Here is a 17,865-nt window from a genome sequence, read left to right as displayed (position 1 = left end):
TAGCGCCTCATCTTTCTATTTCTCTTCTACTATTAGCTTCGGAGCAGATAATAACTTGTTGCCATCCAAGATGACGGTGCCGTCTGCTGTCAGGCCTTTTAAGAATTCTTGGCGCATGCCTGTTAGAGTAGGCGGAGGCGGTTGAATTTGATCTAAAGGAATGGAGAGCACTTCAGAAATTTTATCCGTGCGAATGGCAAAAGACATATTTTCGTTTTCTAGAATAATGACTTTTTCCCCCGTTGTGTCTTGAGGCATAGATAAGTCAAAGAAAACCCGCAAATCAATGACTGAAATAATGCGCCTTCTGACATTGATCAGGCCAAAAACAAAGGGGGGAACGCCGGGCAAGCGCGCGTAGTCTTTTAAAGGATAAACTTCTTTAACATATTTTAATTCAATCGCATAGCTTTCTTTGGCAAGCTGAAATTTGATGACATCGATGGCTAGGCCTGCTTGCTTTTCTTTTTCTTGCTGTGCGAGTTTTCTGGCTCTTGCCTTTAGAATGTCTTGTTTTTTATTATCATTCATTTACGCTCTCCTTAACCAATTCTTTCACGATTTCGGTTAATCTTGCGGCGGACATGTCTTCTGTTCCAGGAACAATTTCTTCAGCAGGGCGATGACTAAGAAGTTTTAATACATTTCGCAAATAAACATTTGCTGTTTCCCTATCTTGTTGTCTAATTAGAATAATGCCGGCCAAAAAATGAGCGGCGATTAAATCCGGATCTAAATATAAAGCTGTCTTAAGGGCCTGAAGGGCTTTTTCGAGATTGCCCTTTTCTTGCAAAATAGTGGCATAAGCGTAATGGAGCAAAGGATCGAATTTATTGACCAGCAATCCTTTTTCGCACCATACTTGGGCCAAATCCAAGCGGCCTTGATTAGCATAGGCGCGAATGAGAAGCTTAATCTCTTTTATTTTATCTTTTAAAATTTGACTTTGCTGAAGGTAAGGGGTTAGAAGCTGGTTAAGCAGCCTTGTCGTCTCTTCATATTTTCCAGCTTGATAAAGAGAAAGACAAGTTTCATAAAACTCTTCCCGCTTGTTTGGTTGCTGGGGCGGTGCCTTAAAAGCCGGAGGAGAAAGGGAAGATGGCTTGGACGGGGGGGGAATGGCCGGAAGGGCAGGCGTGGCTGCCAAGAGAGGGTCTTTAGATAATGTTTTCTTAAAAATCGTGACGTTCTGATGCGAAATTGCCTTAAGATACGGATCTTCTACAAACGGCACTTCAACGGATGAGACGCTTAGCCAGCCCCCATCCGCAAGGGATTGAACAAGGCTGTGAATAATTTTCTTCACTTGTGCGGGAGAAAAATAGATCAAAACGTTATGGCAAACGATAAGATCGAAATGATTGAGCTCTCTATGCATTTCGTGATAAGGAAAATTCATGAGATTAAAAAAGCTAAATTTGACTAAGGAGCGAATAGCGGGAATAAGGGCAAATTCATCTTTTTTGTTTTCAACAAAATAGTTCTTAATAATAGGGGGAGGAGTGGATCGAAACGACCAAGAGGTATAGTGGGCGCGTTGCGCTTTAATTAGAAAACCCGTATTGATGTCCGTTGCAATAATATGAATATTCCAGTCTTCTATTTTGGGGATAAGCCGATGGAGTAGGATGGCAATAGAATAAGGCTCTTCGCCTGTTGCGCAAGCCGCAGACCAAATACGTATGGTTTTATCTGTTTTTTGATGAGCTTGAATGATGCCGGGCAATATTTTATTTTCCAGAAGAGCAAAAAAATGTGGATCGCGGAAGAAATAGGTTTCGCCGATTGTCAGATAACGGGCTAAAATATCGATTTGTTCTTTATGAAGAGGAGACCGCAATAGCCATTCAATACAAGCCAAAGGATCTTCAAATCCAAACTCCTTGACGGCAAGCTGCAATTTTTTCTCTAAATCCTTCTTATTCCTTTTAGAAAAATAAAGGCCTATTTCTTTATTTAAATGTTGAATCAAGCGCTCGTATATCTCTTCAGGTATATCCATTGATTTCTTGGTCAGCATTTCAAGCCGCCTTATGACGATGTTTCTAATGTTAATAACTGATGAAGGTCATAAAGCAAGGTGATCTGGTCTTCATTTTTGATAATCCAATTCCTCGCCTCCTCATTTGGAAATATTTCATTTGCGGGAGAAAGCTGGTCGTGAGAATAAGAAATCACTTGCTTAACGGCATCTATCCATAAAGCGATTTTTCGGTTCTCCACTTGGCAGATGATCAATTGGTCGTTCAAATCTATATCTTTTTGAGGAAGCCCCATGAGAGCGCGCAGATTGAAAACAGGAATAATTTGCCCTTGCAAATTGATCATTCCTAAAAGGGAGGAAGGCGCATGCGGCTTAGGAGTAATCTCAACAATCCGTATGACCCTTTCTATCCACGCTAAATCAAACGCAAATTGTTGTTTATCGATTAAAAAAATAAGCGCATGCATGATGTGTCCTTTCTCAAATTCAACCGGTCTCTATCCAATACAATTAAAAAGATTTATGAAGACTATATGAACCGGATTTTATGTAAATTCTTTTTTAAGATAAAGGAAAGAGATAGGAAATGCGTTGAATGTAAATGACAGACTATCAATATAGTATTCAGATAAGCTAGGTAAGAAGGCTGTCGTTGAATCCAGTCATGATGGATTTAAGGCTAGTCTCTTAGGAGAGTGCATTAAAACGCCTAATCGCCTATATTTGAGATTGTGGCTGTTATCTGATGTTGGCTGAGAGGGAAAAATAAGCTCAAATATGAGGGATTATCGGTTTTAATCCATCTTCTTACGCCTGATTGATTCTAAAAATAGAGGTTAGATTTAATGTGAAGAAAGAAAAACTTCTCATTATCAATGATGATGAAAACATTCGCGACATCCTGACATTGTTTTTAAAAGAAAAACAATATGAAGTGATTGAAGCTGAAGATGGCTTTTCGGGAATGGAACAGGCTGTAAAGGCTTCTCCTGATTTAATCTTGCTTGATATTGTCATGCCAGGCCTTAATGGTTACCAAGTTTGCGAACAATTAAAACAAAATCCTCTTACTAAAGATATTCCCGTCATTTTTCTTTCCTCTTTGACCCAACCAATGGATAAGATCCAGGGGCTAGAAATGGGAGGGGTGGACTTTATTACACGGGCAAGCGATAAGGGCGAGCTCTTGGCCCGCGTTCAAACCCACTTGAAAATCAGTGCTTTATCGAAAGAACTTAAGGAGAAAAATGCAGAGCTGGTCGAAAAGCAAAAATATCTGGACGAGGATTTGCAAGTCGCTGCCTCTATTCAATCTAGTCTGCTTCCTTCTAAGCAATTAAAAATAAATGATTTAGATATTAATTGGGTCTGTTCTCCCTGTAATTTAGTGGGAGGAGATATTTTTAATATCATTCCCATTAACGAAGCTCTTGTTGCCTTTTATATATTGGATGTGAGCGGGCATGGAGTGCACTCGGCGATGGTTGCGGTTTCTATTTCGCAATTCTTTCATCAATATAGCGGTTTTCTTGCTGAGTCAACAATTAATAAATTGGCTTCGCCCAAAGCAATAATGGATGAACTCAATAAGGAATTTCCTTTTGAGCGATTCAATGAGTTTTTTACTATTTTTTATATGGTTTTGAATGTTCAAACGAGAGCGTTAAGCTATACAAGCGGAGGGCATCCGCCGGCCATTCTTCTTCATTGCCGGCGCCAATTAGAACTTTTATCTGGGGAAGATTCGGCTATAGGGATTAATCCCGTGGAATCCGCATGCCATGCGGAGACTATTTTTTTAGAAGAAGGGGATAAGATTGTTTTGTATACGGATGGAATTATTGAATATTCAAATCAGGATTGTGATTTATACGGCGAAGAGCGTTTTTGTGCTTTATTGGAAAGCGTTAAGCATCGTTCTTCGGCGGAAATAGTGGAAGCCGTTTGTTTGGACTTGAAAGCTTTTTCGAAGGATAAGCCTCCGCTGGACGATATTAGTTTGATGGTCATAGGTTATCATTCTCCAAGAAAGGGTTTATAAGAATAAAGTCTTGGGAATATGTCCGTGGGCGTATCGCTACATTTATAATAGCCTAATGGGAGAAAGGAACGCGAATTTAGGCCATTAAGAATTTAGGGACATGCCCCTAGCATTCAAATTGTCTAGTCTATTGCTTATTTTCAAATTAAGTTAATATCATTTGATTTTATGTAGACAGAATGCATAATGATTTGTTATGCTTCTTCTTTTATCTAAGATGTTCCACATTCATTCACAGTAAATTTTCCTTTAATTTTGTTTGGCTTGGTCCTACTCTGATTCCAGGAATCAGCCACGCGGAACAAGAGAGGGGAAAATAGACATTCAAGAAGGAAGCATGACAATATGGAAAAACAGAAGCGTTGGCAATTTTACCTAATTGTTGCCGTCTTGGTCATCACGCTTTATAACATTCTGCCTACTCTATTTTTTTATTCTAAACCTCTTAAATCTCCGATTGACGCTCCTCGAGCAGAAAAGATCGCTTCGGCTATCATTGATCGCGTCAACCAAATTGAGGTGGACTCTAAAGAATGGTTATATTCGTTCTGCCGCTTGCTAGGGGTGAAACCAACCTCTATCGACCTCGTCCCTACCAATAGTGGACTTTTTCAAGTTTCTTTTAAAAACGAACAAGACGCTGATCTATTCAAGCGGTTTTTACCTCGAGCCGGAGCCTTAATTCCCTTTACTCCAGCTCAGTTAGAACTCAGCTCTGAGTCTGCCAACTCGGATGTCGCCACCGTTTTAGTTCAACGTAATATTGCTCTTCATCTTGATCCGAGCGAAATCGATCAACTTTTCCAATTTACGCCCAAATATGCAGCGGATAATAAAATAGCCGATTTTTATCGTGATATTGTGAACGATCGTGCGACCCAAGTGGCTTTAGCGGTCGGCGGACCTAGCAGGGCAGCCTTGCAAATGTTGGCAATAGTCAATGATAATCGGGCAGATGCCGGCTATGAAGAAGCTGTTATTGCTTTAGCTAAGGAAATTGTCGATATGGACAATGTGCTGGGGCGCAGCAATCCTATTACAAAACGCTACTATGCAAGCTTTGCGCAGATTTCAGCCAAAGAGGGAGACGGGCTTGTTCAGAAGTTCCTATCCAAAATGGAAACACTTGCTAAGAAAGTAAAAGACCAGCGCGATGGTCTTCGCAAAGAGAAAGCGCAAGGCTTAGATAGTTCGCAAGAGCAGCATTTGGCTGTTTTAACAAATCAAGCGCAAGCCTTGGACTCGGCTATCAATATTGTCCGTAAAAATACGGCTGATTTCCAAAAAGGCAAATCTCCTTTGACAATAGAAAATATCCAAGAAATGCTTGCTAAAGGAACGCCAAACAGCCAGATTCAATACATAGATTTGACAGGCTATCATCCTTTTATTAAAGGATTGACCATTAATTGGGACAACAGTCAGTTGGCCATTAATCTTTATGATGATGTGCAAGCGATTCGCAATCTGGAAGGTAAAACGGAAAAAGACGCTTTCTTAAAAGAAAGAATAAGCCAATATTTGATCAACGACGTTGCCCGTATTGCCCGTTTGTCGGACGAGAGCTTTAAGCCAAGCGAAGATACTTTCGTTGTGGACTTGGATACATTGACAAACAGCCAAAGCTATCTGACGCTTAATTTGGGCCATTTAGCTAATAAGCGTACACAGCAGATCATGGATCAGCTGTTGCTGTCTTGGGTCCCTACGCACACCGATTTGATCCGTGATGCCTATCCTGTCCGTTCCTATGATACCTATAAGACGCTAAAGCCCGAAGAACAGAAGCTGGGATTGGTCGTCTATGCCCCTGCCATGTACAACACGGCAGCTCCGACTGGTTTTCGCAATGGCTCGATTTATGTCATTGCTAAAGGAATGGATGCTATTGTACAAAAATACCAAGAGGCACCAGAAGCCGCTGACAATCAGACATTGGCTAGCGACTTTAATCAGCTTAATACGATTTTGCAGCAAATGGGCTTTATCGGTTACCCCGGTTCTGCTTTTAATATGCCAAAAGAGTTTAGCAAGGATTACATTTTTGAGTTAAATGACTACTACAGCACCTTGTTAAAAGGCACGCGTGAAGATTTTATGGTGAAAGGCAGTAAGCGTTTTGCTGTCTTGGATTTTTCCGATGTCGAACAGCGCCTCTTGACGCTGAATAAGATTGAGGATCAGAGCCAGGAAGACCTATTAAAGTGGAGAGAGGCTTATCATGCGGCTCAAGTCGATTTAAACTTGACAAGCCGTTATACAGTTCCAGCTCCAACTAAGAACGTTTATTGGGAAAACTTTAAATTGAGCGCGGTGAAATATTTCCGAGGAGATGACCGCAAAATTCTTAAGTGGGGATTGGATTTATCGGGCGGAAAGACGGTTCGCATTGGCCTGTTGGATCAGAATGGACGTCCAGTGACAAATCCGGAAGATCTTAAGCAAGCTGTTAACGAGCTGTATAACCGCATCAATAAGATGGGTGTATCGGAAAGAACCATCCGTATTGAGAATTCCAATATTCTCTTAGATTTCCCTGGTTCTCAGAACTTGTCTGCGGCAGATCTTGTTAAAGCTTCGGCTATGTATTTCCATGTGGTCAACGAAAAGTTCACTCCGAACAATCCAACTCTGGCAGGCGCTGTCAATCAATTCTTGCAAGATATTTGGAATGAAGCTGTTGTCACTAACCGCAAAGATATCGACAGCATTAATGAAATTGCTTGGCAGCATTTAGGCGGTGATGCCAATGACGAGCTTGTTAGCTTGCGTCCACGTAGCGATACAGCGAAGCTGCTTTACGACCATGGTCTGCGTTTAGCTAACCCAAAAGAGAAATCGGTCAGCTCTCATTTCGATGATACCCTTTCCGCGATTGCCATCTTTAGAGGCGGCGATTCGGCCGAATGGGATAATCAAACGCATCCTCTTTTAGTTGTCTTCCACAACTATGCGCTAGAAGGATCAAGCTTGGAAAATATTCAAGCGGGCTACGATTCTACGCAGGGCAATATTCTGACTTTTGGAGTCAAGCGTTCTTACGAAGGCTCTCAAGAGAAGGGAAGCGGAAGTCCAAGGGATGATTTCTATGCCTGGACATCGCAATTTGCAGAAGATAAGATTTCTGGTACGCCAAAAGAGACGTATTCTCATGGCCGAGGATGGCGTATGGCTGTGATTCTTAATGGCAGCATTATTACATCCCCTTCATTGAATTCGCCTTTGCGTGATGGGGGAACGATCAGCGGCCGTTTCTCTCAAAGAGAAGTCAATCAGCTAGCGGCCGATTTGAAAGCAGGATCGTTAAGCTTCACTCCACGCATTCTGTCGGAAGAAAACGTCAGTCCGGAATTAGGACAAGAAGAGCGTACAAAGGGAATCTTTGCTTCTGCTACCGCTCTAGTTTTAGTTGTTGTGGCTATGGTCGCTTATTACCGCTTTGCAGGCTTGGTTGCATCTTGCGCCGTCTTGCTAAATATCTTCATTATGTGGGGAGTTCTGCAAAACTTAGGTGCAGCATTGACTCTGCCGGGTATTGCAGGTATTGTATTGACAATTGGAATGGCAGTCGATGCAAACGTTCTTGTTTTCGAGAGAATACGTGAAGAGTTCAAGCTTTCGGGCCGCATTGCCTCTGCTATCCAAGCAGGTTATCGCAAGGCATTTAGTGCGATCATTGACTCCAATATCACAACGATTATTGCTGCTTTGATTTTGATTCAATTCGATTCAGGACCTATCAAAGGATTTGCCGTCACGTTGATCATTGGTATTATTTCGTCTATGTTCACAGCCTTGTTCATGACGCGTTATTTCTTTGCCGGCTGGGTCAGAAATCCAGAGCACAAGCACTTGTCCATGGCTCAGTTCTTAAAAGAAACGCATTTCGATTTCTTGGCACAAGCTAAGAAAGCCATTGTCATCTCTTTAATTGTGATGACGGTTGGGACGTATTTCTTGATATCCGAGCGCAAGACGATTTTTGGCATGGACTTTACCGGCGGCTATTCGTTAACAGTGGATTTGATGGAGAAACCCAATCATCCTAACTATCGCTTAGAAGCCATCAATGCTTTCTTAGATCATGGAGCATCGCGCCGTGACTTCGAAGTGCGTGAGCTAAGCCATCCCAACCAGTTGCGCATTCAATTGGGAACCAGCATGGATGAGAAAGGGCATCCTTTCTATCAAATGCCTGAGATGAACGCGGAAGGCAAATATGCTTATGACTACCAAAAAGATCCTCGCTTGGATTGGGTGGTTAAAACTCTACAGGATAGTGGATTGCAAGTTCAGCCTTCTCAATTGGCTAACCTGCAAAAGAATTGGACAATTATGAGCGGGCAATTCTCTGATGCGATGAGAAACAATGCCATCTTTGCCCTAGGGGCGGCTTTAATTTCCATTTTGATCTACATCACTTTCCGTTTCGAGTTTAAATTTGCTATCGGTGCGGTAGTGGGACTTGTTCATGATGTCGTCATTACGCTGGGTGTTCTAGCCTTATTCCATGCCATGGGATTTGCCGTTCAAATTGACCTGCAGGTGGTAGGCGCGATTATGACCATTATCGGTTATTCCTTGAACGATACCATTATTGTATTTGACCGTATCCGTGAAGATATGAAGATTATGCGACGCATGTCGTTTAGAGACATTATCAATCATGCTTTGAACGTCACGCTTAGCCGTACAATCATGACTTCCGGAACTACATTGCTCGTCTTGCTAGCTTTGGTTCTACTAGGCGGACAATCTATTTTTGCCTTCTCGTTGGTCATGACAATAGGTGTGCTCATTGGAACACTATCTTCGCTCTTTATCGCTTCGCCCGTTATGCTGTATTTCCACAACAAGGAAAACCAGCTTCCTCATAACGGAGAATCCAACTTAAAGAAAGCGTAGGATAAAGAAGCTGTCAAGCTTCTAGCTTATACGACAAAAGCCCCTCTCTAAGAGGGGCTTTTTTTTTGCTTATAGCGATAAAGTCGTTTAAAAATTGAGCAATGCCTATTTATTTGAAATCGAGGACGGTCTTAAGGCTGTTGTAGGTGAGGGTAAATTCCTTCTTTTCAAGAAATTCTCTGGGAGCAGGGAAGAAAAAAGATCCGCTCGTTTAAATTTATTTAAACGAGCGGAATCGATTCGAAAGAATAAGGAATCTTATTCTTTCGAAAGGCGCATTCAACGCTGCCTATCGAGCTTCGCATCACAGTCCGTTGATGATATCGAAAGAAGGCTAGAATAATTAAATAATAATCTGAGTTTGGAGTTAGTCTTCGCCTGTTTCTACTTTTGAGGCTAAATAGTGCTCTAATGTTTCGTCAATGGTGTGCTTAGAGGTTTGACGGGAACAAAAAAGCGTACAGCTTGTGATTTCAATAGGAACAGAATAATAATCGGCGTGTGCCATTAGGTAATCGCCTAACTTTTGAGGGTTTAAACGATCGTAATATCCAAGGATAATATGGGGTTGAAAAGATATTTTTTCGGGTTGAATTGGCAATCCCTTTAAAAGGCGATCAATTTCTCTTTTTAAAGTCATCAAAGAGGCATTCGGCTGAATGCCAATCCAAATAGTCCCTCGATCGCTCTTTGAATGAAAGTGGCCAACGCCCTGCAAGGTTAAAGAAAAAGGGAGGAAGAATAGGTGGGCTAGGCGATCTTTAATTTCTACCAATTCAGCAGCGGATAGAGAACCTAAATGACGTAGAATAAGATGAAAGTTATTTTCCTCTTTCCAGTGAACTTGAGGAAGTCCATAACAGAGGGAAGCTAATCGGGATTTGACAGTGGAGGGGAAGTCAAGGGCTAAGAAATAAGATTGCATGAGGAGTGCCAAAATAGAAATCAGCCCCCCATTTGGTGGGCAGGGCTGATGAAAAAAGAGGCTTTCTTATACGGACACAGCTGCACCGTTAATAGGAGCAGTAGCTAAACTAGCTTGATTAGTCATGGTTTCAACATAAAGATTCCAGAGTTCTGGTTCGATTCTACCATGACGAATAGAAGAAATGAGTTCTCTTTTAATCGTTCTCAAATCTTTCTTAGGTGTCAGTTTGCGAATCATCTCTTTATCGCCAGCCAAGCGCGCCATGTTCAACATTCTTTCTAAATCTTGTTTAGAGAATGTGAAAAGATCTCGGCGTTTACGCGATCCTCTGGCCGCACGTTGCTTTGGAGTCACTTCCTGTGGATGGCTAGCGTTAATGATATATTTTGTAATTAATTCGGATAGTTGCTGAGGATCTTCTGTCTTCATTTTACGCATAGTAAAGTGGTGGATATATCCTCCTGTGGGTACCGGGAGATAATGACAAATGTCATTCTCTTTCTTTCCGCCAACTTTTTTGACAGCAGATTGAATCAAATGTTCGAGTTGTTTATTGTCCATTTTTTCCTCTAATAGCATATTTTTTTGGTTTACGAATATTGGCCTATGCCATAAGGCCATGGCAAGCATCTAGCTTGCCGTTTCAAGCTTGTAACGTAAACGTTACAATTTTCATCAATGCACGAGCTGTTTATGGTTTCTAGCAATCAAGGTGTGTTTCGCTGGATGGCGCTTTTTTAGGTAAAAAGACCTCCTGCCCTTCACTGCAAGAATTAATGTTCAAAAAATAGATCTGAACATTGTTGAATATTTAACCAATTGATTCCAGAATTTTCAAAATGTCTTTAGAGCGCAACATTATCGCTACTCTTTATTTATTAATGGAAATTTAAGAAATTATATGTTTTCTTGCAAGATAAATTAATCCAGATTTTTCCATTTTTTTTGCCAACAATCAATTTCATTAATTAATTTTCTCAACTTAAGTCAAGATAATGCAAATCTGTTTTTGTACCTAAACTGGATGAAGAATAAGGATTATCAACTAATGTCAAAGTTTGTATGTGTCTAATAGTTTTCTAGTTGAGTCTAGAAGACTGTCCACGATCTCAAATAAGTATGCTTTGCTGCTCAATTTTGTTAGAAACGCGGAAAAATTTTTTGAGCCTATTTTTTAATCTGACGAAAAATTTTTACACGTTTATAACTAAATTCAGCATACAAATCATACTATTTCAGATCGTGGACAGTCTCTAAATAGCATAGAATTATTTATCAAATGATAGCGCTAGTTCCCTTCTTCTGGAAATAATTTTCCTTTTAATCAATTCAATAACTGATAAATAGAATGAAGTCTGTTGAATATCAAAACATATTTAAATCGAAAAGCCATAAAAATGGCTTTAGGAGGGAAGGGTATTCTGTTAAAGGGGAATTAAAACTCATAATAATTGATATTTGAGAGGATTGCCCCCTAAGGAGAAAATAACCTCAAATATCGATCATTAGCGGTTTTAATCCATTTTCTTAGGTCCTCTCCGTCCCATTAATTAAAGAGCGTTGAAAAAGAAATAAAGGGGAGAGGGAAGAGACCGTTGCCGAACTCATGATGCCCTAGATAGGAAGAAAGCAAGCTTAAAGAGGGACAATTAGCCATTCATTGAATGGCTCAAAGGTAATTTAAATTTTAAAATAAATTTGAAAATTCTTCTAGGACAAGAGGATAACTTTTACTAGGCAACCAAACCTAAATCAATTAAACTGTTCTTTTTTCAAGATAAGCGTCTGCTCTATGCGAGGCATCCAAAGAATGAGGTTAGACGCCTTATTAAGATAGAGAAAGCTTAGAGGCATATTAAAGGCGCCAATGATTAGATTTGCGTTCATCATGAACTAAGGATTCTTAGCGGTTTAAAGGAGCGAGCCATCTTGAATCCAATAGGGCTCGCTGCCTTTAAATTATCCTAAATAATTTTGAATATAGGTCATTAGCAGTTTTAAGAAATCCTCTTAGAAGGTGTTAAAAAACCATCTAATGGCTTGAGTTTAAGCCTTTTTCCCTAGGAAGCGCTTCTTGTTCCCTAGGCGAAAATAATCTCAAATATCGATTATGGGGTTTAGGACAGCTTCTTAGAAGCGGATTGAATATCATAAATGTAAATTAAGGATGATAGTCATGCCTCTGCAAATATTCCAGCCATCTCCGCCTTTGGCAGCCATTAAATTTATTATTGCGATTGCTGCAGGAAAAGGAGGAGTGGGAAAATCTTCCGTGACAGTTAATCTGGCTTTAGCGTTAAGAGATCAAGGCTATAGTGTTGGCATCATGGATACGGATATTTATGGGCCATCGATTCGAAAAATGCTTCCGGAAGATCGCTTGCCAAGTCAGAAAGGAGAAATTATTCAGCCTGCCTTATGCGCCGGAATTAAAATGATTTCGATGGCGTATTTTCGGAAAGAATATGAAGCGACAGCTGTCAGAGCGCCTATCGCCAATGGTTTAATTTCTCAGTTTATTAAAAATGTGGCCTGGGGAAGCTTGGATTTTCTATTAATTGATTTTCCTCCTGGGACAGGCGATGTTCAGTTGACGTTAAGCCAACAGGCCAATCTGACTGGGGCTATTATGGTGACGACTCCGCAAGAGGTGGCTATTTTGGATGTCCGGAAGGCTATTTATTTATTCGAGCAAGTGAAAGTGCCTATTTTGGGTATTGTAGAAAATATGAGCTATTATACCTCTCCTCAATTGGATGAGCCGCTATATTTATTCGGACGGGGAGGGGGAGAGCGATTGGCAAAGGAAGTTGGAGCTCCTTTTCTTGGAGGCATTCCAATTGATCCTGATCTTTGCGCATGCGGAGATAAAGGCCAATCTTTATTTGTTCTCGATCCACTCAAGCAGAAACCTGCTACCCAAGCGTTTATTCAGCTTAGCCAGCAGCTTGTCGCTCATGCGGAAGCGCTTAAATCGCAAGCCTCATCCGCTCTTTCTCATTTCGAATTAGCTTGGAAGGAGATGAAGCCATCATGAATATGCCACTTGCCATACACGGCATTACGCAGGAAGATAATCACACCTTTTCTATTACATGGAGCGATGGACAGAAGCAGCGCTTTCGACTCAGCGATTTGCAAAGGGTTTGCCCATGTGCAAACTGCGTAGATGAGCATACGGGAAAGCGGCGCATGGATTCGACGATAATCCGGGATGATGTGCGGGCAACGGCCATACGTAGTGTAGGCCGCTATGCTTTGCAAATTCAATTTACTTCCGGTTGTTCAACCGGGATTTATAGCTTTGATATGCTACGCAAAATGGGGATAAAATGAGAAAATTTATATGGGGCCTTATTTGTACACTATGGATCATTAGCTTTGCCAGCTGCTCTCGCCAGCAACCATCCCATCGGCAAGAGGCTTTTCAAAAATGGATCGAAGCGAATGGCAAAGTAAAGGTCTTAAGTACCACTGCCATGATTAACGATTTGGTCAAGCAAGTAGGAGGAAGTCACATTGATGCGTTGACTTTGATCCAAGGAGAATTAGATCCGCATTCTTATCAATTAGTTAAAGGCGATGATGAAAAATTAATGTTTGCGCAATTAATTTTTTATAATGGGCTAGGATTGGAACATGGCCCCAGCCTGCATCAGTATCTCATTCAAAATCCAAAAGCGATTGGACTGGGAGATTTGATTGAGCGGCAAGACCCCTCTTTAATCATTTTAGTCAATGGCCAAAAAGATCCTCATATTTGGATGGACGCGTCGCTATGGTCGAAAGCCATCCCTTTGATTGTCCGCTCTCTTAGCCAGCAAGATCCTGTACATGCGCAAGAATTTGCGGCTAACGGAAAACGCCTGCAAGAAGAGTTGCTGGATTTGCATAAGCAGGCTCGGCAAGCTCTTATGCAGGTGCCATCCAATAAACGCTATTTAGTGACAAGCCATGATGCTTTTAATTATTTTACCCGTGCTTATTTGGCCGAAGAAGGCGAACAATCGAATGAGGAATGGAGAAAGCGTTTTGCAGCTCCTGAAGGCCTAGCTCCCGAAAGCCAGTTAAGCGCAATGGATATTAAAGCAATAATAGATTATCTGCAGCAGCACCGGATTTCTCTTTTATTTCCTGAAACAAATGTGAGCCGCGACTCGATTAGAAAAATTGTTCAAGCTTGCCAGGAGCATGGAATGGCTGTTCGCATCGCTTGCTGTCCTTTGTATGGCGATGCCATGGGCAAGCCTGGATCGGAAGGCGACACGTATATCAAAATGATCCTTTATAATGCCAATACCTTGGCTGAGCATATGGCAAAAGAGGTGCCCCATGCAAAATAATTGTTTTATGAAAGCACGCTTTTCTGTTTAGCCATTTGGTTAAAGACGAGTAATCAATCAGGTTTTAATCTTTATGGATAATCCTTCTCATACCCATTCTCCATCTTCTGCGCTTCGAGTGAGCCAAATGACTGTCAATTATGGCAAAACGCCGGCTTTATGGGATATTTCCGTCTCTATTCCAGAAGGTGTATTAGTGGGAATTGTTGGACCTAATGGAGCTGGGAAAAGTACGTTTATCAAAACGGCATTAGGATTGATTAAACCCATTTCTGGGCGCATCGATTTTTTTGGGCAGCCCTTGAAGCAAGTCCGACAAAGGGTTGCTTACGTGCCTCAACGTGAATCCGTTGATTGGGATTTTCCCGTTACAGTGCGCGACCTTGTTCTGATGGGGCGTTATGGACGCCTAGGCCTTTGGCGCCGTCCGCGAGAAGCGGATCGGACCGCTGCCGATCATTATCTAGAAGTGGTCGGAATGTCTGCTTATGCCAATAGACAGATCAGCCAGCTGTCGGGCGGACAGCAGCAAAGAGTGTTTCTTGCCCGTGCTTTATTGCAAGAGGCGGATATTTATTTTATGGATGAGCCTTTTACGGGAGTAGACCTTGCCACGGAAACGGCGATTGTTCAGCTGTTGCAACAGTTGCGGACAAAAGGCAAGACGGTTTTTGTCGTGCACCATGACTTAAGTACGGTCGAGCGTTATTTCGATTGGGTGATGATTCTCAATGTGCGTTTGATTGCTTATGGGGAAGTAGAAAAAGTCTTTACTCCTCATTATCTCAATGCGGCTTATGGAAGAAGCTATGCCCTTTTTGATCAGGCGCTAAAATTGTCCCAGCAAAAGAATGCAGGTGTAAAAAATTAGTAGCCATGAACATTAGTTTTTTTTCTTTTTTTACAGATCCCATTTTGAGAGCACCTACGATTGGATGCATGTTTATGTGCCTGGCGGCTAGTTTAATGGGAGTCGTTGTTTTTTTGCGTAAGCAGGTTTTAATAGGTGAAACGCTGTCGCACGCTTCTTATCCAGGGGTGATCCTTGGCGTCATAATAGCAGGCGCTTTATCTATTCAAGAATCGGAAGAGCTGACTCTTTCCATCTTTACTTTAGCGGGCGCTTTCGCAACGGCCGTATTGGGGCTATTCCTAGTCCTATTCATGGAAAGGCGGCTTAAGGTGGCCAGCGATGCTGCCCTATGCTTTGTATTGTCGGCTTTTTTTGGAATAGGCTTAGCCTTATCAAGCGAAGTTCAATTTACTTATACGACCCTCTATAAGCAAGTGATCTCTTATTTATATGGCCAAGCGGCAACGATGACGGATATCCATATTTTCATCTATGGGCTGCTATCTCTTATTGTGCTTGCCATTATTTCAGTGCTATATAAAGAATTGCAAGTCATGACGTTTGATCGTCAATATGCAAAGAGTATCGGCATTTCTGTTAGATCAATCGATACCCTGCTGTTTATTTTAGTGGCGATTTCCGTCATTATCGGCATTCGCTCTGTAGGAGTCGTTTTAATGTCAGCGATGCTGATTGCTCCTGCTGTGGCAGCCCGGCAATTTACCAATCGCTTATCCGTCTTATTTGTTTTGGCCGCTCTCTTTGGAATGGCTAGCGGATTTTTGGGGAATTACTTCTCCGTTCAAGTGACGGTTTATTTATCCTCCCATTATCCCGCTGCCCGCATCATATTGCCAACCGGTCCGATGATTGTCATTGTGGCTTCTGCCATTTGTCTGCTCGCTCTGCTGCTCGCTCCCGAAAGAGGGCTTCTCGTGCGCTTGGCGCGCATTGGTTTTTTCCGTTATGAGTGTATTTGCGAAAACCTTCTCAAAGCCCTTTGGCGTTTAGATTCCGATAAGGCTGTCAGTCCAAGACAGCTAGCCGAATACCAATCGATCTCTTCTATTTATCTACGCTTTATTCTCTGGCGCATGACTGTTAATGGATGGCTAAGAAAGACTCCCCATAACCTTTACCAGCTCACACAAGATGGAAAGTATCGAGCAGCTAAAATTGTTCGCTTGCATCGCTTATGGGAGGTGTATTTGGTAAACTATTTAGGGGCCCAAACCGAACGCGTGCATCGCAATGCTGAGGAAATGGAGCATATTATCACTCCTGAAATAGAGCAAGAGCTTACCTATCTTCTCCAAGATCCTAAAAAAGACCCCCATCACCAACCTATTCCTCCAAGGGAGGATGTCCATGCCGTCTAGTCCTTTTTTAAACCCCTATAATAATAAAACGTTCTTTGAGTTTTTCCTGCAGTTTTTTGTTCGGGTTTGGGAATTGATGAGCGGCCAGCTCGCCTTTCAACAACTAGCTGCGGATGAGATTCAATTGCTTGTATTGATGGGAGTTGCGGCTTCTTCAGCATTGGTTGGAACATTTCTTGTATTGAGGCGGATGACAATGTTGGCAAATTCGCTTTCGCATACCATTCTAATGGGAATTGTTTTGGCCTATTTTTTTACTTTAATTAATCCCTTCTATCAAAAAGAGCAGGTGACCTATATCGCTCCTATGCAGGCTATGTTGATTGCTTCATTGATAACAGGCTTTTTGACGGCATTTCTAACTCAATTTCTGACAAAGACTGGACAGCTGCAAGAAGATGCCAGCGTAGGCTTGGTATTTACAAGTTTTTTTGCTTTAGGAGTGACTCTTGTGACCATTTTGACAAGAGATGCCCATGTTGGGACAGAAGCAGTCATGGGCAATGCCGATGCGCTGCATATCACGGACTCTTTTTGGGTTTATTTAGTTTTGGCATTCAACCTTATTTTATTTATTATCTTTTATAAAGAATTTGAGCTGACAACATTCGATCCCAATCTGGCATTGGCTTTGGGATTTTCTCCGGCTTTGTTCAATTATCTTCTGATGGCCCAAGTCTCTGTCACAACTATCACCGCTTTTCGCGCCATAGGCGTAATCCTTGTATTGGCATTTATGACAGGTCCTGTTTTGACTGCCCGTTTGCTGACCCATCGCCTGAAGCATATGCTTGTCTGGGCAGTCGGAATAGGGATGTTATCCGCCTTTTCCGGCGTAGCACTAACGCGGCATGTCCTGACTATTTACGGCATAGCGCTATCTACCTCAGGCGTCGTTGTGTGTGTGATTTTGATTGTTTATTTATTAGTCATGTTGATAGCTCCCGAAAGAGGCGTCATTGCTAAGTGGCGCCATCGGAAAAAAGCGGTCAAGCAGTCTAAAATAGAGCTTTCCCTTCCTTGATTGGCTAATCAGGCTATTTTGGCTTTAATTGAATGCATGCAAAAAAGCCTTTTCAAGCCAACTTCACGCTATTTTTATTTTGAACAATTTCAAAAGAAAAATATTTATTTAGCCTAACTATTTGAACTTTAATGACGGGGAATAGCTTTTTTTAATAGATTTAAAAAATAAGTTGATAAAAAATAGCCTAGGAACTAAAGAAAATTAATATGGGCAACTAACAAGCCTCCAGCTTACCTGAAAGAACACCATCTCTTGCTGAAGTGGAACGCGATAGATTTAAGAGAAGAATCTGAGTTCACGTACCATTTTGATTGAAGCCATATCAAATAAAAAAAACGCCTATATCATCGTTTCGCCCAATGATGAGTAATATCTATTCAATAAAGTAATCATTCATTTTAAAAA

At 41.5% G+C, this 17,865-nt stretch carries 13 protein-coding genes; 8 read left to right on the top strand and 5 right to left on the bottom strand.

Going from position 1 to position 17,865, the window contains the following annotated elements:
- Positions 1–15: 15 nt before the first annotated feature.
- The 3 genes from BN3769_RS02975 to BN3769_RS02965 are packed head-to-tail and all read right to left on the bottom strand — an operon-like array spanning position 16 to position 2,451.
- Entirely contained in the window at positions 16–531 is a 516-nt protein-coding gene (locus BN3769_RS02975) for a chemotaxis protein CheW (protein WP_068467391.1), read from the bottom strand.
- Complete coding sequence (locus tag BN3769_RS02970; RefSeq protein ID WP_068467390.1) at positions 524–2,020, bottom strand: CheR family methyltransferase; 1,497 nt, start codon at positions 2,018–2,020, stop codon at positions 524–526. The genes BN3769_RS02975 and BN3769_RS02970 overlap by 8 nt, the downstream gene beginning before the upstream one ends.
- Before the next feature lie 11 nt (positions 2,021–2,031).
- Complete coding sequence (locus BN3769_RS02965) at positions 2,032–2,451, bottom strand: chemotaxis protein CheW (RefSeq protein ID WP_068467388.1); 420 nt, start codon at positions 2,449–2,451, stop codon at positions 2,032–2,034.
- A 380-nt stretch (positions 2,452–2,831) separates the two neighbouring features.
- Between BN3769_RS02965 and BN3769_RS02960 the strand changes: the two genes are divergently transcribed.
- Positions 2,832–4,025 carry a SpoIIE family protein phosphatase gene (locus tag BN3769_RS02960; RefSeq protein ID WP_068467385.1) on the top strand — a complete coding sequence of 398 codons (1,194 nt, stop codon included), beginning with the start codon at positions 2,832–2,834 and terminating at the stop codon, positions 4,023–4,025.
- A 345-nt stretch (positions 4,026–4,370) separates the two neighbouring features.
- Positions 4,371–8,930: a protein translocase subunit SecDF gene (locus BN3769_RS02955; protein ID WP_068467383.1), complete on the top strand. Its 4,560-nt coding sequence runs from the start codon at positions 4,371–4,373 to the stop codon at positions 8,928–8,930.
- Positions 8,931–9,297: 367 nt separating this feature from the next.
- On the opposite strand, the gene thpR is transcribed toward BN3769_RS02955, so the two are convergent.
- Together thpR and BN3769_RS02945 are read right to left on the bottom strand one after the other, a co-directional pair.
- Complete coding sequence (thpR, locus tag BN3769_RS02950; RefSeq protein ID WP_068467380.1) at positions 9,298–9,855, bottom strand: RNA 2',3'-cyclic phosphodiesterase; 558 nt, start codon at positions 9,853–9,855, stop codon at positions 9,298–9,300.
- Between the two features lie 66 nt (positions 9,856–9,921).
- On the bottom strand, positions 9,922–10,419 hold the full coding sequence (locus tag BN3769_RS02945) for a hypothetical protein (RefSeq protein WP_154017793.1): 498 nt from the start codon (positions 10,417–10,419) through the stop codon (positions 9,922–9,924).
- Between the two features lie 1,615 nt (positions 10,420–12,034).
- On the opposite strand from BN3769_RS02945, the gene BN3769_RS02940 reads away from it, so the two are divergent.
- The 6 genes from BN3769_RS02940 to BN3769_RS02915 all read left to right on the top strand — a co-directional run bounded on the left by BN3769_RS02940 (position 12,035) and on the right by BN3769_RS02915 (position 17,457).
- A complete protein-coding gene (locus BN3769_RS02940) occupies positions 12,035–12,895 on the top strand; it encodes an Mrp/NBP35 family ATP-binding protein (protein ID WP_068467378.1) in 861 nt (286 codons plus the stop codon).
- Positions 12,892–13,194: a DUF971 domain-containing protein gene (locus BN3769_RS02935; RefSeq protein WP_068467376.1), complete on the top strand. Its 303-nt coding sequence runs from the start codon at positions 12,892–12,894 to the stop codon at positions 13,192–13,194. Before BN3769_RS02940 ends, BN3769_RS02935 begins: the two co-directional genes overlap by 4 nt.
- Positions 13,191–14,201: a metal ABC transporter solute-binding protein, Zn/Mn family gene (locus tag BN3769_RS02930; protein ID WP_068467374.1), complete on the top strand. Its 1,011-nt coding sequence runs from the start codon at positions 13,191–13,193 to the stop codon at positions 14,199–14,201. The genes BN3769_RS02935 and BN3769_RS02930 overlap by 4 nt, the downstream gene beginning before the upstream one ends.
- Before the next feature lie 73 nt (positions 14,202–14,274).
- Positions 14,275–15,072, top strand: a complete 798-nt coding sequence (locus BN3769_RS02925) for a metal ABC transporter ATP-binding protein (RefSeq protein WP_068467372.1) — start codon at positions 14,275–14,277, stop codon at positions 15,070–15,072.
- 5 nt (positions 15,073–15,077) lie between these two features.
- Positions 15,078–16,433: a metal ABC transporter permease gene (locus BN3769_RS02920; RefSeq protein WP_068467370.1), complete on the top strand. Its 1,356-nt coding sequence runs from the start codon at positions 15,078–15,080 to the stop codon at positions 16,431–16,433.
- Entirely contained in the window at positions 16,423–17,457 is a 1,035-nt protein-coding gene (locus BN3769_RS02915; RefSeq protein WP_068467368.1) for a metal ABC transporter permease, read from the top strand. Before BN3769_RS02920 ends, BN3769_RS02915 begins: the two co-directional genes overlap by 11 nt.
- Positions 17,458–17,865: the final 408 nt, after the last annotated feature.

The sequence above is a fragment of the Candidatus Protochlamydia phocaeensis genome (genome assembly GCF_001545115.1).
Lineage (GTDB): Bacteria > Chlamydiota > Chlamydiia > Chlamydiales > Parachlamydiaceae > Protochlamydia_A > Protochlamydia_A phocaeensis.
This window is presented reverse-complemented; position numbering and strand designations above follow the sequence as displayed.